The organism is Methylobacterium sp. 10 (assembly GCF_000519085.1).
Lineage (GTDB): Bacteria > Pseudomonadota > Alphaproteobacteria > Rhizobiales > Beijerinckiaceae > Methylobacterium.
In genome coordinates this window covers 2,735,024-2,754,116 of record NZ_KI912577.1, presented here as the reverse complement: position 1 = coordinate 2,754,116, position 19,093 = coordinate 2,735,024, and the positions used below count along the sequence as shown (strand labels likewise).

Annotated in this window: 15 protein-coding genes; 5 read left to right on the top strand and 10 right to left on the bottom strand. The window is 67.6% G+C overall.

Features of this window, described 5'->3' with window-relative positions; all coding sequences use genetic code 11:
* Positions 1-60 precede the first annotated feature (60 nt).
* From K368_RS0112715 to K368_RS0112675, 10 genes are all read right to left on the bottom strand, one after another.
* Positions 61-1,392 carry an efflux RND transporter periplasmic adaptor subunit gene (locus tag K368_RS0112715; RefSeq protein ID WP_036266269.1) on the bottom strand — a complete coding sequence of 444 codons (1,332 nt, stop codon included), beginning with the start codon at positions 1,390-1,392 and terminating at the stop codon, positions 61-63.
* On the bottom strand, positions 1,389-4,616 hold the full coding sequence (locus K368_RS0112710) for an efflux RND transporter permease subunit (RefSeq protein ID WP_027172738.1): 3,228 nt from the start codon (positions 4,614-4,616) through the stop codon (positions 1,389-1,391). Before K368_RS0112710 ends, K368_RS0112715 begins: the two co-directional genes overlap by 4 nt.
* Positions 4,617-4,775: 159 nt before the next feature.
* Positions 4,776-5,873 (bottom strand): M48 family metallopeptidase, encoded by a 1,098-nt coding sequence (locus tag K368_RS0112705; RefSeq protein ID WP_027172737.1) that lies wholly within the window; start codon positions 5,871-5,873, stop codon positions 4,776-4,778.
* A complete protein-coding gene (locus K368_RS24605) occupies positions 5,873-7,006 on the bottom strand; it encodes a DUF898 family protein (RefSeq protein WP_245259683.1) in 1,134 nt (377 codons plus the stop codon). The genes K368_RS0112705 and K368_RS24605 overlap by 1 nt, the downstream gene beginning before the upstream one ends.
* Positions 7,007-7,015: 9 nt before the next feature.
* Entirely contained in the window at positions 7,016-7,165 is a 150-nt protein-coding gene (locus tag K368_RS27340) for a YjgN family protein (RefSeq protein ID WP_245259571.1), read from the bottom strand.
* A gap of 249 nt (positions 7,166-7,414) precedes the next feature.
* Positions 7,415-7,639, bottom strand: a complete 225-nt coding sequence (locus K368_RS0112695) for a YbdD/YjiX family protein (RefSeq protein WP_027172736.1) — start codon at positions 7,637-7,639, stop codon at positions 7,415-7,417.
* A 5-nt stretch (positions 7,640-7,644) separates the two neighbouring features.
* The gene (locus K368_RS0112690) at positions 7,645-9,705 is read right to left on the bottom strand and encodes a carbon starvation CstA family protein (protein ID WP_027172735.1); all 2,061 of its coding nucleotides are present in this window, start codon (positions 9,703-9,705) and stop codon (positions 7,645-7,647) included.
* Between the two features lie 106 nt (positions 9,706-9,811).
* Complete coding sequence (locus tag K368_RS0112685; protein ID WP_027172734.1) at positions 9,812-10,423, bottom strand: TPM domain-containing protein; 612 nt, start codon at positions 10,421-10,423, stop codon at positions 9,812-9,814.
* 1 nt (position 10,424) lies between these two features.
* Positions 10,425-11,174, bottom strand: coding sequence for a TPM domain-containing protein (locus K368_RS0112680; RefSeq protein ID WP_027172733.1), 750 nt, complete (start codon positions 11,172-11,174; stop codon positions 10,425-10,427).
* Positions 11,175-11,220: 46 nt separating this feature from the next.
* A complete protein-coding gene (locus K368_RS0112675) occupies positions 11,221-11,874 on the bottom strand; it encodes a LemA family protein (protein ID WP_155935122.1) in 654 nt (217 codons plus the stop codon).
* A gap of 220 nt (positions 11,875-12,094) precedes the next feature.
* Here K368_RS0112675 and K368_RS0112670 point away from each other — a divergent pair, with 220 nt between their 5' ends.
* The 5 genes from K368_RS0112670 to K368_RS0112650 all read left to right on the top strand — a co-directional run bounded on the left by K368_RS0112670 (position 12,095) and on the right by K368_RS0112650 (position 19,085).
* Entirely contained in the window at positions 12,095-12,400 is a 306-nt protein-coding gene (locus tag K368_RS0112670) for a SelT/SelW/SelH family protein (protein WP_027172731.1), read from the top strand.
* Between the two features lie 80 nt (positions 12,401-12,480).
* A complete protein-coding gene (locus K368_RS0112665; RefSeq protein WP_027172730.1) occupies positions 12,481-14,625 on the top strand; it encodes an HWE histidine kinase domain-containing protein in 2,145 nt (714 codons plus the stop codon).
* 502 nt (positions 14,626-15,127) lie between these two features.
* The gene (locus K368_RS0112660) at positions 15,128-16,510 is read left to right on the top strand and encodes a methyl-accepting chemotaxis protein (RefSeq protein ID WP_027172729.1); all 1,383 of its coding nucleotides are present in this window, start codon (positions 15,128-15,130) and stop codon (positions 16,508-16,510) included.
* 130 nt (positions 16,511-16,640) lie between these two features.
* Positions 16,641-18,179 carry an AMP-binding protein gene (locus tag K368_RS0112655; RefSeq protein WP_027172728.1) on the top strand — a complete coding sequence of 513 codons (1,539 nt, stop codon included), beginning with the start codon at positions 16,641-16,643 and terminating at the stop codon, positions 18,177-18,179.
* Between the two features lie 75 nt (positions 18,180-18,254).
* Complete coding sequence (locus K368_RS0112650; protein WP_027172727.1) at positions 18,255-19,085, top strand: glycosyltransferase family 2 protein; 831 nt, start codon at positions 18,255-18,257, stop codon at positions 19,083-19,085.
* Positions 19,086-19,093 lie beyond the last annotated feature (8 nt).

The window sequence follows — 19,093 nt, the reverse complement described above, 5'->3', positions numbered from 1 at the left end:
ACCGGCACGGATGGAACCGGCCGAACGGCTTGGCCGGGCTGCGCCCTCGTCCAGCCCGTATCATCGCGCGGCGGATTTCAGCGCCTTGCCGTCCTGCTTCGGCGGCTGGCGCTCCATCGTCTGCCCATCATGCAGGTCCACGGGCGGGCTCAGCACGATCTGCTCCCCGCCGTCCAATCCCTGATCGATCTCGATCGTGGTGCCGAGGTCGCGCTGGATGTGGACGCCGCGCCATTCCACCGTGCCGTCGTCGCGGGAAATCGCGACCTGCGTGCCGCGCTGGTTGAAGACCAGGGCCTCGGCCGGGATGACCGTGTTCCGTCCCGTCCGCGGCACCTTGAGCGTCACGTAGACGTAGAGGCCGGGCCGCAGGCTGCCGTCGCGGTTGGGGACGTCCACCTGGGTGGTCAGGGTGCGGGAGGAGGTCAGCAGGGCGACCGAGCTGCGCTCGACCTTGCCGGAGAAGGTACGGTCCGGGATCTGCGGCACCTTGATCGTGGCGGCGACGCCCGGATTCACCCCGACGGCGAGATTTTGGGGCACGTTGACGACCACGCGCAGGACGTCGTCCCGGTCCATGGACAGCAGGGCGGTGCCGGTGCCGTCGGCCTGGACGAGATCGCCGATATCGACGCTGCGGGCGGTCACGACGCCGTCGAAAGGGGCGATCACGTCCTTGAAGCCGGTCAGCGCCTTCAGCCGGTCCACGGTGGCGCGCTGCGCCTTGATGTTGGCCTCGGCCACCTTCACCCCCGCCTCCGCCGACGCGAGGCTCGCGCCCTGGCTCAGGACGCTGGCCTGGGAATTGTCGGCGTTCTGCTTCGAGGCCCAGCCCTGCACGGCGAGGGTCGAGGTGCGGCTGTTGGTGGCGGTGGCGAGATTCACGTTGGCCTTCGCCTGGTCGACCATGGCCCTGGCCTGGAGGAGCTGGGCTTCGAGCTGGCCCACCTGCGCCTGGGCCTGCGCCAGCTGCTGGTCGAGATCGGGGGCGGCGATGCGGATCAGGATGTCGCCCTGCTTGACCCTTGTGCCGATGTCGACCCGACGCTCGGCGATGTAGCCCGTGGCACGGGCGAACAGGGACGCCCTGGCGAAGGCATCGGTCTGTCCGGGCAGGGTGATGTCGATGGGCTGGTCGGCCCGCTCCACCGCGATGGTCCGCAGCTTCGGCACGAAATCCCTGGCCTTGCGCTGTGTCTCCTCGGCGGCGGCGCCCTTCTGCCAATGGCCGTAGCCGCCCCAGCCGAGCAGGCCGACGGCAATGAGCCCGGCGACGAGGAACGGTCCCTTCCCCGGCGGCGGCGGGATCTCCACGGGGCCTCGCCCGGATTCATGAGCCGTCACCGTGCCGGTCTCGCCATCGGTCGCGTCACCAGGGCTGTTCCCGCTCATGCGTAATCCTGAAGCGGCTTGACCTCGCCCCGCCGGAGGAGGGTGTAGAGGAAGGGCACGAAGAGCAAGGTCGATGGCGTACCGATGGCGATGCCGCCCATCACGGCGCGGGCGAGGGCCGCGTTCTGCTCCCCGCCCTCCCCGGTACCCAGCGCCATCGGGATCAGCCCCAGGAACATCGCGCCCGCCGTCATCAGTACGGGCCGCAGCCGCGTCTCGCCCGCGAGCAAGGCGGCCTCTGCCGCGCTGCAGCCCGTCGCCTCCCGGTGTTCCTTGGCGAAGGTGACGAGGAGGATCGAGTTCGCGGAGGCGATGCCCACGGACATGATCGCCCCGAACAGCGACGGAATCGAGAAGGTCGTACCCGTGATGAACAGGCTCGCCACGATCCCGCAGAAAGCGAGCGGGAGCGCCGCCAGCACCACGAGCGGGTCGCCCCAACTCTGGAAGTTCACCGCCATGAGCAGGTAGACCGCTACAAGGGCTATGGAGAGGCCGATTCCCATGCGGAAGAAGGCCGATTGCATGTTCTCGATCTGCCCGCGCACGGTGATCTTGTCCGGCGCCGGCAGGGCCTTCTGCTCTTCCTCGACGATCCGGCGGATGTCTTTCGCCACCGAACCGAGATCGGAATCCTGCACCGCCGCGTAGATGTTGAAAGTCGGCTGGGTGTTGACGTGGTTGATGACCGTCTGCGACCCCTCGCGGCGCATGGTCGAGACGCTGGAGAGCAGCGTCAGCACGCCCGGCGCGTCGGAATTGCCGCTGACGAGGAGCGGCGTGTTCTGGATCGCCGTGAGGCTGTCGTTGCGGTATTCCGGCGTCTGCACCCAGAGCTGGTAGGGAATGCCGGTCTTCGGGTCGGTCCAGAAGTTCGGCGTCACCTGGAAGGATCCCGACAGGGAGACGTTGAGCCCCTGCGCGATCTGCTGCTCGGTGAGGCCGAGTTCGGAGGCGAGGCGCCGATCCACGTCCACGAAGAATTGCGGCGTGCCGACGATCTGGTGGAGATGGACGTCCACCGCCCCGCGCGTCTCCTTGAGACGACGGACGATGTTCTGCGCGGCGGCGAGGTCCTTGGCGGTGTTGCGGCCGGAGACCTGGATGTCGATCTGCGCCAGCGTCCCGAAGTTCAGGATCTGCGTGATGATGTCGGAGGGCTGGAAATAGACGATCAGGTCGGGGAAACGCTCGCGCAGCACCTCGCGCAGGCGTTTGGTGTAGCCGGCGACCGAGCCATGGCCTTCCTTCAGGTTGATGAGCATCTGCCCGTCGTTGTTGGCGACGAACGACCCGTCCGAGAAGGCGAAATTGTAGTTGTTCGCGGGCAGGCCGAGATTGTCGAGGACCTGATCGATCTCTCCCTCGGGGATGACCTCGCGGATCACCGACTGGACGTCTGCGAAGGTCTGCAAGGCGGTCTCGATGCGCATGCCCGGCCGGGTGCGCAGGTGCAGCGTCATCTGGCTCGATTCGACCTGCGGGAAGTAATCCTGGCCCACGAAACCGAACAGGCCCGCCGTGCCCGCGAAGATCACCGCGACGGTGGCCAGCGTGACGACCCGGCGGCGCAGCACCACGTGCAGCAACCCGAGATAGCCGCGATGGAAGCGCGCGAAGCGCGACTCGAACCCCTGGCGGAACCGTCCGGCGAGGCGGAGGAGCGGCCCGAACAGCCACCCCAGCGCGCGGGCGATGCGGCCCCGTCTCGGAGCCTGCCCGCCCGTGCCATGATGCTCCTCGTATTCCCGCGCCACCAGCACGTCGATCAGCACCGGCACCAGGGTGCGCGACAGGACGTAGGAAGTCAGCATCGCGAAGACGACGGCGAGAGCCTGGGGGGTGAACAGGTATTTCGGCGTGTCCGTGAGCGCGAAGACCGAGACGAAGGCGGCGCAGATCGAGAGCGTCGAGATCAAGGCCGGCTTGGCGATGCCCGCCGCCCCCTCCACCACGGATTTGCGGAACGGCTCGCCCTGCTCGAACAGGCGATAGGTGTTCTCGATGGCCACCGTGGCGTCGTCCACGAGGATGCCCACCGCCAGGGCGAGACCGCCCAGCGTCATGACGTTGATGGTCTCGCCGAGCGCCGTGAGGATCGCGAGCGAAGTCAGGATCGAGAGCGGGATCGAGACGAGCACCACGATGGTGGAGCGCCATGAGCCGAGGAACAGCAGGATCGTGAGGCCGGTGAGCGCGGCGGCGATGACCGCCTCGTGGATCACGCCCTCGATGGCGGCGGAGACGAAGACCGACTGGTCGAACAATTCGCGCAGGGCCATGCCCTCGGGGGCGGCGGCACGGATGTCCGGCAGGGCCTTCTTCACGTTGTTGACGACGTCGAGGGTCGAGGCGGTGCCGTTCTTGAAGATCCGCATCAGCACCGAGTTCAGGCCGTCGGCCCGCACGATGTTCACCTGCGGCGGCCCGCCGTCGCGGACATTGGCGACGTCGCGCATCAGCACCGGCTGTCCGCCGACCACCCGGATCGGCACCTGGTTGAGCGCCTCGATGGCGTCCGGCGTGGCGTTCAACTGGATCGGGTATTGCTGCTCGCCGATCTTGGCGAGGCCGGAGGGCACGGTGAGGTTCTGCGCCGTCATGGCGTTGGTGACGTCCAGCGCCGTCAGGCCCAGAGCCCGCAGGGCCTGCAGGTCGAGATCGACCATGATCTGGCGCGGCGTGCCGCCGAAGGGCGAGGGCAGCGTCGAGCCCGGCACCTGGGTCAGGCGCTGGCGGATGCGGTACTGGGCGTAATCGTAGACCTTGGTCAGGCTCTCGCTGGTGGAGGAGAGGGAGAGCTGGATCACCGGGACGGAGGAAGCCGAGAACCGCAGGACGATGGGCGGCTGCACGCCCGGCGGCATGGTCGAACGGATCGAGTTCATCGCCGAGACGGTCTGGGCGATGGCGAGGTCGATGCTCACCGACTGATCGAAATACACCTTCTGGATCGCCGTGCCCTGCAGCGTCGTCGATTCCATCCGGGCGATGTTGTTGACGTTGTTGGAGAGCGAGAACTCGGCATAGGTCGTGATGCGCCGCTCCATCTCGGAGGTGGAGAGGCCGGTATAGGTCCACACCACCACGACCACCGGGATGTCCACGGTCGGGAGCACGTCCTTGGGCGCCACGATCACCGAGGCCGCGCCGCCGAGCATCATCAGCACGGCGAGGACGTAGATCGTGATGCGAAACTTCAAAGCATACTGGACGAGGCCCATACGGTATCCGCGCAAACCTGTTCGGGCTGGTGTACCACATTCGTCGCATGCCACGAGGTGATCTGTAGCCGTGACCCCGCGACGCAAGCGGCGGACCGGGACGGGATATTTGTTTCCGCCTGTAACCGGTGCACGAATACGCTCCGCCCAGGACCGCGCCTATGTCGCCGATTTGGCCGGTACGTTGCGGCAGATGCCCTTGAGCGTCGCCCATTCGGTCTCGTCGAGGATGCGCCGGCCGATTGTCTCCGTGCCCGCCATCGTGCGGATGCGGGTCGTGCGCTCCGCCGTGAAGGGATGGCTGCGGAGCAGGCCCGCGAACTCGCCCTTCTCGTCGTCCTTGGCGATGCGTTCGAGGATCGTCGCCAGCGCCGTGGCATCCCCGCCCGACCGCCGCATGACCTCCACCGAATAGGCATCGGCCGCGTTCTCGGCCTCACGCGAATAGCCGGCCGAGATGGCCGCCTGTCCCACCGCGATGACGATCGTGGAGCCGGTCAGGTCGCCGAGCACGAGGCTGAGGAGGAACGAACTCCCGCTCGCCGCCAGCAGCGCGCGCATGGGATCGTGCGCGGCCACATGGCCGAATTCGTGGGCCAGCACGCCGGCGAACTCGTCCGGCGTCCGGGACTGGTCGATGAGGTCCGACAGCACGACGACCCGCCCGCCGGGAAGGGTCAGGGCGTTGGCGATGGCGTGCCGGCGGACGGTGATCGCCGGACCGACCGGCAGGCCGGCATCCGTCGTCATCCGCTCGATCAGGCGGTCGAGGACGGCCCGCGCCGGGGCGTCGTCGCAGACCGGCGGGTCGCCCAGGATCTTGCCGATCTGCCCGTCCACCGCGCCGCCGAGCCGCGCTTCGATGGCTGCCGGAATCACGGGTGCCAGACGGACCGCGATGGCCGGGACACCGTAGATCGCCAGGCCGATCACCGAGATCCCGGCCGCGATCGACCACAGGACGAGACGCAGACGACCGCCCGAGGCGGAGGGATCGGTCCGGTGCAGGTCGGGGCAGCGATCCTGCAGCGCGGCGGCCAGGGCCTCGTCGGTGAACTCGACGCGGGCGGCACTGCCTACCGGGGCGATCCGCATGAACGGGCTCGCCGTATCGCCGGCCGCGAGGTCGGCGAGAGGCCAGGCGAGGCGCAGGTCATGCCCGGTGATCTCGAGATTGTCCTCGAGGACCAGGGTCACCGGATGGGCCCTGGCGCTCAAGCCATCGTAATACGTGCCCTGAACCCGAGATGCCGGCACTAGAACCCCACTTCGAGGGCGCCGCCGACATCCAGAGCGTCGGCGAGACCTTCGTTGAGGCCGCTGCCCACGCGGCGGCTCGACGCGAGAACGGCATCGAGCCCTCCGGCATTCTCGATGACCGTCGTTGTCGCGACCGCCGCCCAGAGCCGCGCCGTGATCACCCGGACGTAGAGCACCGCGAAGAACAGGGCGCCGCCGAGATAGCCGACCGTCATGCCGAGGAGGATCGCCCAGTGGAAACCGCTCGCCATGCCTTGCGCCTGCATCAGCAGACCGGCGCCGCCGACGACGAGGCCAAGGATCACGACGAAGCCGATCACCGACAGGAGATAGACGAGATAGGGCCAGTAGAACTGGCGAGCCCTCAGGGTGGAGGACAGGCGCACCGCGCCGAGGCTCGCCGCGTTCATGAAAACCCGCGTCTCGCGCGCCCGGTAGAACGGGATGAGCAGGAGCCCGAGGGGGAGCGTGATGCCGAGGGTGCCGAGCAGGAGCGCCCCGAAGGTGGCGATAGGCGTGTCCTCGTAATCGCTGTTGAATTCCGTCTCGCCGGGTTTGCCCCCCTCCTTGGGGATGAACAGGTCGTCGGGGATGGTGAAATCGGTAGCCACGAGGAAGGCGATCAGCGCGCCGGCGATGGGCAGGAGAACCACCACGTAGAACGTCAGCCAGGGCAGCAGGAGCGAGCGTCCGCGCGCGGTGGATTCCATCCGGCTCGATCCAATGAGGGTATGGTTGATCCGGTACCGCTCCAGACTCGCGCGCATGAAGGGGAAGGCGAGGCCTAGGGTCAGGAGCGTCAGCAGCGACCAGCCGATGGCCATCAGCGCATAGGTGATCGCCGATCCGTCCTGCCCGAGGCGGATGCCGCGCCACAGGGTGCGCGAGGCGCGGTAGCGCCGGCCGCGAAAGACCGCGAACTGGCCGAGGACGAAGAGGATGAGGAAGGACAGGACGCTGCCGAAGGCCGCGAGCCAGGGCACGGAGATCGTCGCGACGAAGATCAGGACGTAGACGGGGATCAGGATGGCGATGGCGACGAGGAAGCCGAGGAACAGTTCCTTGCCGGTCCCGGTGTATTCGGCCGGGCTGCCGTCGACGACGGTCCGGTTCCAGAAATAGCGCCGCAGCTCGGTGACTTACCAGAACCGGTAGATGCCGAAAGTGACGAGGGACAGGAGGAAGCCGCGGACGGCGATGCCGGTGAGGCCCTTGAGTGTCCTGTCGAAGGTGATCGCGCCGGAGCGGTCCATCCCGGAACGCGTCTCGGTCATTGGCGGCTGCGACATGATACCTCCTCTCTCGGGAGGCGACATATAAGCCTATCGTCTCAGACGAGGCTACCCGCCGACGAGACTTTCACCTCGCCTGCTCTCGTTTCGATGAAGTATGGGCTGCCGGCCTTGCCGAAGAGTCTTGGTCCGGTCTTCGAAGTCCTGCCCGGATGACAATATCCAGAACGTTTTCTGCGAGCGACCAAGGATGAAAGGATGATCTGTTTCGCTGGCTGCCGAGTTTATCGAAGGAGATCGCTCCGATCAGCAGCAGCGGAAACCATTCCGGTTACCGACGCCGAACCGGGCATTCTCCCGGTTGCGGTAGAATTCCCGCTCGGTCATCGGTTCCTGGTCGGCATGGGTCCGGCGGATATGGGCGGCATAGGCTTCGTAATCGCCCTGCCCCACCATGAGGCGGGCGCCGTCGCAGACGCATTTCGAGAAGGTCTTGAGCCGGTCCCGCAACTCCGTCGACGACAGCGCCATGGTGCTTACTCCGCCGGGACGGGGGACGGGCCGCCGCTCTCGAGCGCCGTCCAGCGGTCGGCCCTGTAGGCCTTCAGGCAGGCCTGGACGCCGAAGACGGCGATGGCCACGACGAGGCCGACGAACATGACGGCGAGCGCCGCGTCGATCCGGTCGTTGAAGACGATCTTGTGCATGTCGGCCATGTTCTTGGCCGGACCCAGCACCTTGCCCTCGGCGATCGCCGCCGAGAACCGGTCGGCATGGGACAGGAAGCCGATCTTGGGATCGGCCGAGAAGATCTTCTGCCAGCCCGCCGTCAGCGTGCAGATCAACAGCCAGACGGTGGGGATGATCGTGACGAAGGCGTAGCGCTCGCGCTTCATCTTGAAGATCACCACGGTGGCCAGCGTCAGCGCCACGGCCGCCAGCATCTGGTTCGAGATGCCGAACAGCGGCCACAGGGTGTAGATGCCGCCGAGCGGGTCGGTGACGCCCTGGTAGAGGAAGTAGCCCCAGGCCGAGACGCAGAGGGCGGTGGCCAGGATGCTGGGCGCCCAGGCCGAGGTGTCCTTGAAGGTCGGCGAGATCAGGCCGAGCAGATCCTGCAGCATGAAGCGTCCCGCCCGCGTGCCGGCATCCACCGCGGTCAGGATGAACAGGGCCTCGAACAGGATCGCGAAGTGGTACCAGAAGGCCATCATCGTCTTGCCGCCGATGGCCGACGAGATGATGTGGGCCATGCCGACGGCGAGCGTCGGGGCGCCGCCGGTGCGCGAGATGATCGAGTGCTCGCCGACATCCCTGGCGGTCTGGGTGATCAGATCGGCGGAGATCGGGAACCCGAGATTGGTCACGGCGGCGGCCGCGCTCTCGGCGGAGGTGCCGAGAAGGGCGCCCGGCGAGTTCATGGTGAAGTAGATGCCCGGATCGATCACGCTCGCGGCGACCAGCGCCATGATCGCGACGAAGCTCTCCATGAGCATGCCGCCGTAGCCGATGAAGCGGGTGTCGGCTTCGTTGTCGATGAGTTTCGGGGTCGTTCCCGACGAGATCAGCGCGTGGAAGCCCGAGACCGCGCCGCAGGCGATGGTGATGAACAGGAACGGGAACAGCGAGCCCGCCCAGACCGGGCCTGTGCCGTCGACGAATTTCGTCATGGCCGGCATCTGCAGATGCGGGGCGACCACGACGATGCCCAGCGCCAGGCCGATGATGGTGCCGATCTTGAGGAAGGTCGAGAGGTAGTCGCGCGGAGCGAGCAGGAGCCAGACCGGCAGGATCGAGGCGACGAAGCCGTAGCCGATCAGCATCCAGGTGAGCTGCGTGCCGGTGAAGGTGAAGGCCGGGCCCCAGACCGGGTGTTCGTTGATCTGGCCGCCGCCGACGATGGCGGCCATGAGCAGGACGAAGCCGAGGATCGAGACTTCGCCGATCTTGCCCGGCCGGATGAAGCGCGCGTAGAGGCCCATCAGGATCGCGATCGGGATCGTGGCCGCCACCGTGAAGGTACCCCAGGGGCTCTCGGCCAGCGCCTTGACCACGATCATCGCCAGCACGGCGAGCAGGATCACCATGATCATGAAGGTGCCGAACAGCGCGATCACGCCGGGGATCACGCCGAGCTCGGCCCGGATCAGCTCACCGAGAGAGCGCCCGTCGCGGCGCATGGAGATGAACAGGATCATGAAGTCCTGCACCGCGCCGGCGAGCACGACGCCCGCCAGGATCCAGAGCATGCCGGGAAGGTAGCCCATCTGAGCGGCCAGGACCGGGCCGACGAGGGGCCCCGCGCCGGCTATCGCCGCGAAATGGTGGCCGAACAGGACGGTCTTGTTGGTGGGGACGTAGTCGAGCCCGTCGTTGTGACGGTGGGCCGGGGTCTTGCGGCTCGGATCGAGCTGCATCACCTTGTCGGAGATGTAGAGCGAGTAATAGCGATAGGCGATGAGATAGACGCAGACCGCGGCCACGACGATCCACAAGGCGTTGATCGATTCGCCGCGGCTCGTGGCGACGATCGCCAGGGCCGCCGCGCCCAACGCACCGACAAGGGCCCAAGGCCCGTGCTTCTGTATCGCACTCATCGACGTCTCGCTCCCGCGACCCGTCCTTGATGGCGGATCGTCACGGTTCTTCTCGCTCAAAAATTCTTTCGGGGCCAGAGAGAAAAATACAAAGTCGCGGGCGATGTCAGTCCGTGACGATCACGCGGTTCGGCAACTCGTCGATATCCCCCGCCCGACGCGGCAAGTGCTGCGCGAGGACCGCGCCGATCCCCTCCACCGCGGAGACGAGACCGTCGGCCGCCGCGCCCCGACGAAGGGAAGACAGCAGCGCGTCGATGGCCGAGGACCAAGCCGCCGGGGAAATCCGGGAGGCGATGCCCGAATCGGCGACGATCTCCGCATGGCCCTCGGCGACGGCGAGGTAGATCAGGATGCCCGTGCGCCCGCGTGTTCGCGCCAATCCGCGGGCGGAGAATTCCCGCGATGCCGCCTCATGCGCCCTCGCCCGGCGGATCGCACGCGGAACCAGGAGGAGGCGGGCTCGCGGATGGGCGGCGGCGGCGAGGGCCGCGAGGACGATGGCGGCCTGCGCCAGAGCGATCGAGGCGGCGCTCCACGGAGTGAGCAGGATCAGCGGCCAGGGTGCCATGAGCCCGAGGGCCAGCGCCGGCACCAGCGCGGCCGACCGGTAGAGGCCGGCGCGGGCGGCCACGAGAACGACGATCTCCGCCGACGTCGCCGATTCCGCCGTCGCGATCGCCTGGGCGATCCGCGTCCTGTCGGTGTCGTTCAGCATCCTACCAATCCCCGGAGGCGCCGCCCCCTCCCGATGAGCCGCCGCCGCCCGAGAATCCGCCGCCGCCACCGAAGCCGCCGGAGACGCCACCGCTCCAGCCACCGGAGGATGGGCCGGGCAGGACGATGAAGCCACCGCCGCGGCGCCCCCGGTTCATCCGGTACACGACGAACAGGATCACCAGGAACAGGACGATGAAGCCGACGACGTGGGACGGCTCGGCCTCGTCGCTTCGCACCTTGCCCTTGCGCTGCCATTCCTCGGCGTCGCCGCTCAGGATCGACAGCATGGCGTCCACGCCGGCCTTGATGCCGCCGCCGTAATCGCCCGTCTTGAAGCGCGGCGTGATGGCCGTTGTGATGATGACTTTCGACAGGGCGTCGGTGAGCGCCCCTTCGAGGCCGTAGCCGACCTCGATCCTGACCTTGCGGTCGTTGGGCGCCACGAGGAGGAGCGCGCCGTTGTTGGTCTTCGCCTGGCCGATGGCCCATGAGCGGAACAGCCGGTTGCCGTAATCCTCGATGGTCAGGCCCTGCAGGTTCGGCACCGTCGCGACGACGACCTGGTCGGAAGTCTTCTCCTCGTAGGCCTTCAACTGCGCGTCGAGCGCCGACATTTCGTCCGGCTTGAGGATGCCGGCTGCATCCACGACGCGGCCGCTGAGAGCCGGGAAAGTCGGTTCCGCGGCCACGGCCTCGCCGCGAGCGAACAGGGCGAAAGCCGCGACGACGACGATGACGAGCGCCGCCAACGACGCGCGTGCACCCCCCCGGAGAACCGTGGCCCTCGTCACAGCCCTAGAACTTCACGGTCGGCGGCTTGTCCGAATTGGGCGTCGCCGCGAACGTCTCCATGGGCTTCGATTCCGGATAGAACCACGCCGCGATCCAGCGGCCCGGAATGGTACGGACCTCGGTGTTGTAGGCCTGGACGGCGCCGATATAGTCGCGGCGCGCCACCGCGATCCGGTTCTCGGTTCCCTCCAGCTGGGATTGCAGCGCCAGGAAGTTCTGGTTCGACTTGAGGTCGGGATAACGCTCCACGGTAACGAGGAGACGGCCCAGCGCTCCGGAGAGCTGGTTCTGAGCGTCCTGGAATTCCTTGAACTTCTGGGGATCGGAAACGGTGGAGGCATCGACCTTCACGCTCGACGCCTTGGCTCGCGCTTCCGTGACGCCGACGAGGACATCCTTCTCCTGCTGCGCGTAGCCCTTCACCGTCTCGACGAGGTTCGGGATCAGGTCGGCGCGACGCTGATACTGGTTCTGGACCTCGCTCCATGAGGATTTGGCGCCCTCCTCCAGTGTGGGGACCCGGTTGATCGCGCCACAGCCCGTAAGGGTCGTGGCCAACGCGACGACGACGAGCGCGGACCGCATCCGGCGGAGCAGCGAAGGGCGGGGCGAGCGCAGGAAGGGCGCGGCGGCGTCGGGACGCAGAACGGACGGCATCGGGGGCTCCTCGCGGACGGACTCGGCATGACGGATCCACGCCTCTGCCGCCCGGCTACGCTCGTGAAGATAGGGCGCGATGCCGCGGGTGAAAGGCCGGGCGGGTGCCTGCTCCCCTACCAAATGCCCTGCACATCCGACCGTCGAACCGTTCCGGCGACGGTCGAACTGTTCCGGTAGCAGGTTGACAAGGCACCGTGCATGGGTCGCTGTGCCGGCCATGGATGAAGCGCCACCTGCCCCACAGGTCGAGAAACCCAGGGTTTCCATCACCTACTGCACGCAGTGCCAGTGGCTCCTGCGGGCCGGCTGGATGGCGCAGGAGCTCCTCTCCACCTTCCGCGACGAGATCGGCGAGGTCGCCCTGATTCCGGGGAATGGCGGCTTGTTCCTGATCGTCTGCGGGTCGGAGACCATCTGGGACCGGACGCGGGACGGGGGATTTCCCGACGTGAAGACCTTGAAGCAGCGTGTCCGCGATCGGCTGGCGCCGTCCCGTGACCTCGGTCACATCGACAGGCCATGACCGCCGGGCCCGAGAACGAGATGGACCCCACGTTCGAGCGGAGGAGGAGCGGTGGGTGGCAGGCCACGGCCCCGGGCCGCCTGTTCACACGCATCCGCCAGCGCGGGTTCTCGACGCAGGTCTACCTGGTCGCCCTCGTGGTGGCGTTGATCGGGCCGGGACTGCTGTTCACGGCGATCCTCCTGTTCCGCTATGCCGGGACCGAGCGGGCGCGCTTCGAGCAGGACGCGCGCGAGAACGTCCGCGGGATCGCCCTGTCCATCGACCGCGATACGGCGGGGCTCGTCTCCGTACTCCAGACCCTGGCGACGTCGCCTCGCCTGAAGGACGCGGAGTTCGAGAATTTCGACGCGCAGGCACGGCTCGTCCGGGAAACCGTCGGGCTCGACATCCTGCTGCGCCGGCCGGACGGCCAGCAACTGGTGAACACCTCGGTCCCGCGCGGAGCGCCGCTGCCGAAGACCGCCCTGCCCTTCGACCGCGAGATCGCGTCCGGAACGCAGCGGGCCATGATCTCCGGCATCCTGTCGGGCAGCATGCCGGACCGTGCGACCTATGCCATCGCCGTCCCGGTCCAGAACGAGGGCGAGGTCGCCTATCTCCTCAGCTTCCTCGCGCCGGTGAGCCGGCTGCAGGGCATCCTCGGCCGGGAATACGTCCAGGGCTGGATGACGGGCGTGTCGGACCGGGATGGCATCGCCCTCGCCCGGATCCCCGATCCGGCATCGATCGTCGGGCGCCCGCGCCTCGCGACCCTTCGCCAGCGCCAGACCGAGACACCGGGGGTCTGGGAAGGCAAGGACTTCAACATGCGCCCCGTCACCGTCGTCGAGGCGCGCTCGCGCCTCACCGGCTGGACCGTGAGCGCGGTGATCCCGAAGGCTCTGGTGGATGCGCGGCTGCGCGGATGGATCTGGGCCTTCACCGGCTTCGGCTTCCTCGTCCTCGCGACCTCGTCGATCCTCGCCATCAATCTCTGGTCGAAGGTTTCGCAGCCCCTGCGTCGCCTGGTGGCGACGGGGCCGGCCCTCGCCCGAGGCGAGGCGATCCCGCGCATCACCTCGCCGATCCATGAGATCCGCCTGCTCGGCGACGTGCTGGCGGACGCCTCCCTGCGCCTGCGCACCCGGGGCGAGGAGCGCGACGCGGCGCTTGCCGAGACGGAACGCGGCCTCTCGGCCCTGCGCGAGAGCGAGGCGCGATTCCGGCACATGGCGGATTCGGCCCCCGCCCTGATCTGGATGACGGACGAGGTCGGGGAGATCAGCTTCGCCAACCTGCATTTCGACCATCTGTTCGGAAAGCCGGCCAGCGCCCTCGCGGCCGGCGGGTGGCAGACGATCATCCATCCGGACGACCTCCCGGTTTTCTCCGCCAAGTTCTCGGACGCTTTCGCCGGCCGCGTTCCGGTGCGGACCGAGGTCCGGGTCGTGGACCGTGACGGCGTGGTGCTCTGGCTGCGGTGCGAAGGCGTGCCGCGCCTCGACGATACCGGAACCTTCCTCGGCTATACCGGCTGCAACGTCGACATCACCGATGCCAAGCGTGCGGAAGAGCATCTGCTCTTGCTCATCCACGAACTCAACCATCGCGTGAAGAACACCCTCGCCACGGTCCAGTCCATCGCCATCCAGTCCCTGCGCGGCCTCGACACGCCGGAGGCGGCCGCAGCCAAGGCCGCGTTCGAAGCGAGGCTCCTGGCGCTCGCCCGGGTTCACGACGTGCTCACCCGCGAAAGCTGGGAGGGGGCGGAACTCGGAAACGTGGTGGCCGACGCCACCGCTCCCCTCGATTCCACCGAAGCGGGTCGATCCCGCTTCATCGTGTCGGGGCCGCATCTGCGCTTGCCACCCCGGCTCGCGCTCTCCATCGCCATGGCGCTGCACGAACTCGGCACCAATGCGGTCAAGTACGGCTCGCTCTCGCAGGAGGGAGGCACGGTGACGATCAGCTGGAGCGTGTTGAAGGAGCCGGAAACCCGCCTCCTCCTGCGCTGGAGCGAGAGCGGCGGGCCGCCGGTGACGCAGCCGACACGCACCGGGTTCGGCTCGCGCCTGATCGAGCGCAGCCTCGCCCGCGAGCTCGACGGAGAGGTCCAGCTCATGTTCGCGGCCAGCGGGGTGGTCTGCTCGATCGAAGCGCCCGTGCCTCCGCCGACCCTGCTGGAGCGCAAGGCGGGCCTCGTCCCCCTGCGGCCCGCGCCGCTTCTCCCCCATTCGGCCTGATCTCTTCAACGATCAGGACAAGTCATGATGCGCTCTCGGCCGAACACTTTCGGGACGTCGGTGGCCCACCGTACCATGCTGAGCTATCGTCCATGGTGCGTGTACGACGTTCGCGAGCATTTACTTGATGGAATACGCCATCACGTCAGTTGAGTTTCAACTATAATTTTATGGTTGTCCTGTCGCTGGTTTGAAGCAAATTCTTGTGGCCCGATTGTTAAATTGGCCAAAGAGCGCGGTGGCCGGTTTTGTCTATGCGTCATGCTAAGGCTGGGCCAGGAGCTCGATCGGCACTTCTGTCTTGGGGCTCTGGTGTTCGATACTGCCAGGGAAGAGCAATCGCCAGAAGCATGGCGCACGGTTACCATTGGTTGCTGGCGCCGGCATCCGGGAAATCGACAATTCACTCATTTCGGCCGGCGCGGAGGGGTGGCCTGCTAAGGCGCCATTAAACAATAGAGTTTATGATCTTGCCTTATCGATATCTTAGGGTTGTAGTTTTATGATTGGCTTCTCCCGCAAGCGTCCGGCCACCGACACGGTTGCGGTGCCCGCCGCGGCACAGCAGGCCGAGGCCGACGATCTTCGTCTCGGCGCAGCGGTGGACGCCCTGATGTCGAGCCAGGGTCTGTCGGCGGTCGACCTGCCTGACGGAAAGCTCAAATCCGCGATCGATCGCCTTCGCGGTCGTGGTGAGGACGACAACCAGCGCAATCTGTCCTCCATCGCTTCCATGTCGAAGGAGGCCTCCGAGGCGGCCATCAACATCGGCTGGATGACCTATGATGTCGGCGAAGTCGCCCGCGCCACGCAGACGATCGCCGGTGCCACGGAAGAGATGGCGGCGTCCATCGCCGAGGTCTCCCAGACATCCGACACGGTCGTCACCGTCGCTCAGAGCGCCCTGACCGCCATGAGCGCCTGCATCGGCGACGGCCGGGAGGCCAAGTCGGCGATGCAGGAGATCGACGTCCGCACGTCGCTCATCTCCGAGCGTGTCGTGGTGCTGGAGCGGGCCATCGCCCAGATCGAGATCATGGCGACCGCCATCGCGTCGATCTCCGCCCAGACCAACCTGCTCGCCCTGAACGCCACCATCGAGGCCGCGCGGGCCGGCGAGGCCGGTCGCGGCTTCTCCGTGGTCGCGGCCGAGGTGAAGTCGCTCTCCGCCCAGACCGCCAAGTCCACGGGGGAGATCCGGGGCCTTCTCAGCACTCTGACATCCGAAATGGCGGCCATTTCCGTCGCCGTCGGCGAGAGCCGGAATGCCGTGACATCCGGCCGTGCCATCGTCGATCAGCTGGAAACCCGCGTCGAGCAGACCAACGAGCGGATCTCCCAGGCGAGCGATCTGAATCAGGCGATCTCGCAGATGCTCTCCCAGCAGCGTTCGGCCACCGCCGAAATCTCCACCAGCGTCCAGAACATCGCCGGCAAGGCCGCCAAGACCCACGAGGAGATCGACAAGATCACGACGCGCCTCGTGAAGGCCGAGGATTTCGGCCGCACCGCCCTCGCGGCGGAAAGCGGACGCGTCAAGGCTCATGGCCTGGTCTGCCTGCCGGCGGATGTGGGCATGTGGAAGCGCAAGCTCGCCCGCATCCTCGTCGGACTCGCCCCGGCCGGGTCCTCCGATCCGACGATGCTGGGCATCGCAAACCACAGCGTCTGCACCGACCTGCGGAACGGCCCGTTGCACGACCATCCGGCGCTGGCCCGTCTCGCCGAGGCCGAGAGGACCGCTCTCGAAGAAGCCAAGACGATGACCGATGCCGTCGCCGCGAACAATTGGGACGTGGGCACGCCGGCCTATCAGGCCGCGTCCGCCGCCATGAAGGCGATGCTCGCCGCGGCCAACGAGTTGCTCGCCGTCAAGACGGCGTGATCGCCGCCCGACGCGAGCCCGCTGAGCGCGCGCTCGAACGATCCGAAGTCCCGCGGTCGGCCCTTGTTGCCGGCCGCGGGTTTCGTCATGGCTTGAGCGTGTTGCCACGTCGAGAACCCGAACCGTTTCCATGATCCGACCGGACGCTCCTCCACCGGCCCGTTTCAATGCCGCCCGTCATTGCCTCGCGGAGAATGCGCGCCTGCGGCCGGACAAGACCGCGCTGATCATGGCGGGCGCGGAGGGCGGGGCGTTCCACCTGACCTTCGGCGAGGCCGACCGGGCCGTACGCGGCATCGCCGCCGGTCTCCTGGCCCTCGGCCTACGGCGCGGCGACCGCGTGATGATCCGGATGGGCAACGAGGCGGATTACGTCCTCGTCTATTTCGGCGCCCTGGCCGCCGGCCTCGTGGCCCTCCCCTCCTCCCCCCAGCTGACGCCGGCGGAAGCTGCGTTCCTCATGGAGAATTCCGGTGCCGCTTCCGTGGTGACCGGAGCGGACCACCGCCTCGACCCGGCCGAGTCCGCAGGTCGGATCGTCCTCGGCCCCTCCGAGATCGCCGCGATGAAGCGTGCCGAGCCGGTCGCGGATTACGCCGACACCGCGGCGGACGATCCGGCGACCCTGGTCTATACCTCCGGCACCACCAGCCGGCCGAAGGGCGTACTCCACGCCCATCGGGCGATCTGGGGGCGCCGCCCGATGCATGCGCATTGGCTTGGGCTGACGGAGGCCGACGTCATGCTGCATGCCGGCACCATGAACTGGACCTATACCCTCGGCGTCGGCATCACCGATCCGTGGTCCTGCGGCGCCACGAGCGTCCTCTACGACGGGCCCCGCGATCCTGCCGTCTGGCCCGCCCTCATCGCCCGGCACGGCGCGACGCTGTTTGCCGCCGTGCCGAGCCTCTTCCGCCAGATCCTGAAATACGCCGACCTGTCCGCTCACGACCTCTCCCGGCTCCGCCACGGCTGCACCGCCGGCGAGGCCCTGCCCGCGGAACTGCTGGACGCCTGGACCGCCGCCACCGGCAAGCCCCTCTACGAGGCGCTCGGCATGAGCGAGATCTCGACCTACGTCTCCAGCGGCCCCACCATCCCGGTGAAGCCCGGCTCGCCCGGCAAGCCCCAGCCCGGGCGCCGCGTGGCGATCCTGCCGGTGGACGGGCCGGACGAGCCCCTGCCGGAGGGCGAGACCGGGCTCCTCGCGATCCACCGCACGGAGCCGGGCCTGATGCTCGGCTACTGGAACCGGCCCGAGGAGGAGGCCACGGTCCTGCGCGGCGAATGGTTCGCGGGCGGCGATCTCGCGAGCCTCGACGAGGACGGCTACCTCTGGTTCCACGGGCGCAACGACGACCTGATGAACGCCCTCGGCTACCGGGTCTCGCCCAACGAGGTCGAGGGCGTGGTCGGGGGTCATCCCTCCGTGGCCGAAATCGGCGTCGCCGAACTCGCCGTCCGGGCCGACCTCAAGGTCATCGCCGCCTTCGTCGTGTTGAAGCCGGGTGAAGAGCCTGACGGAGCCTCGATCCTGGCCTGGTGCGGCGAGAGGCTGGCCGCCTACAAGTGCCCGCGCGAGGTGCGCTTCCTCGATGCCCTGCCCCGCACCGCCAATGGCAAGGTCCAGCGCAAGCGGCTGGCCGACCAGCCGGTCGTGGCATGAGGTCGAGGTCGCTCTCGCGTCCCTGTCTGAGAAAGGGGTATCGGCCGGCCTGGCCGATATCGTAGAGCCCTGACCATGTCCGCGCCGCCGCTCTCGATCTTCCTCATCGCCTTCAACGAAGCCGACCGGATCGGCGCGACCATCCGCGCGGTCCGCGACCTGACCGACGACCTCGTGGTGGTCGATTCCGGCTCCACCGATGGAACGCAGGCCCTGGCGGTCTCCCTCGGCGCGCGGGTGATCCACAACGACTGGTCCGGCTACGGCCCGCAGAAGCGTTTCGCCGAAACCGTCTGCCGTCACGACTGGCTCCTGAACCTCGATGCGGACGAGGTGGTGCCTCCCGACCTGTCCGACGCCATCCGGGCCCTGTTCGTCGCCGGCGAGCCCGTCCATCCGGCCTACCGCATCGCTATCGCGGAGATCTTCCCCGGCGAGGTCAAGCCGCATCCCTGGGCCTATGCCCTTCATCCCGTCCGCCTCTACCGCAAGGATCGGGGCCGCTACTCGCCGTCCCCCGTCCATGACCGGGTGGAGCTCGATCCCGGCGCCAGCGTCGGACGAGTGACGGGGGTCATCCACCACTTTTCCGTGCGCTCGCTCGGCGATCAGCTCGACAAGCTCAACCGCTACTCCGATCAGCAGGCCCGGGACCTCGAAGCCCGCGGCGTCACGATTCCCACGTGGCGTATCTTCGTCGAACTGCCGCTGAATTTCCTCAAGGCCTATATCGGCCGTCGCCATTTCGTGAGGGGCGTCTACGGCTTCCTGACCGCCGCGAACTACGCGATCTCCCGCCATCTCAGGGTCGCCAAGCACTACGAACGGCGCAGCGCACTGATTTCCACCCCATTGCCGCCTATCGAACCCGCGAAGCGGGTTGACCCGTCCGACGCGAAATTCTAGAGCCACCC

Coding starts and splice junctions, on each gene's coding strand:
- K368_RS0112655 (WP_027172728.1), top strand. CDS start 16,641: ATGATCCGACCGGACGCTCCTCCACCGGCCCGTTTCAATGCCGCCCGT.
- K368_RS0112715 (WP_036266269.1), bottom strand. CDS start 1,392: ATGAGCGGGAACAGCCCTGGTGACGCGACCGATGGCGAGACCGGCACG.
- K368_RS0112670 (WP_027172731.1), top strand. CDS start 12,095: ATGGATGAAGCGCCACCTGCCCCACAGGTCGAGAAACCCAGGGTTTCC.
- K368_RS0112685 (WP_027172734.1), bottom strand. CDS start 10,423: ATGCTGAACGACACCGACAGGACGCGGATCGCCCAGGCGATCGCGACG.
- K368_RS0112690 (WP_027172735.1), bottom strand. CDS start 9,705: ATGAGTGCGATACAGAAGCACGGGCCTTGGGCCCTTGTCGGTGCGTTG.
- K368_RS27340 (WP_245259571.1), bottom strand. CDS start 7,165: ATGTCGCAGCCGCCAATGACCGAGACGCGTTCCGGGATGGACCGCTCC.
- K368_RS0112695 (WP_027172736.1), bottom strand. CDS start 7,639: ATGGCGCTGTCGTCGACGGAGTTGCGGGACCGGCTCAAGACCTTCTCG.
- K368_RS0112675 (WP_155935122.1), bottom strand. CDS start 11,874: ATGCCGTCCGTTCTGCGTCCCGACGCCGCCGCGCCCTTCCTGCGCTCG.
- K368_RS0112710 (WP_027172738.1), bottom strand. CDS start 4,616: ATGGGCCTCGTCCAGTATGCTTTGAAGTTTCGCATCACGATCTACGTC.
- K368_RS0112660 (WP_027172729.1), top strand. CDS start 15,128: ATGATTGGCTTCTCCCGCAAGCGTCCGGCCACCGACACGGTTGCGGTG.
- K368_RS0112650 (WP_027172727.1), top strand. CDS start 18,255: ATGTCCGCGCCGCCGCTCTCGATCTTCCTCATCGCCTTCAACGAAGCC.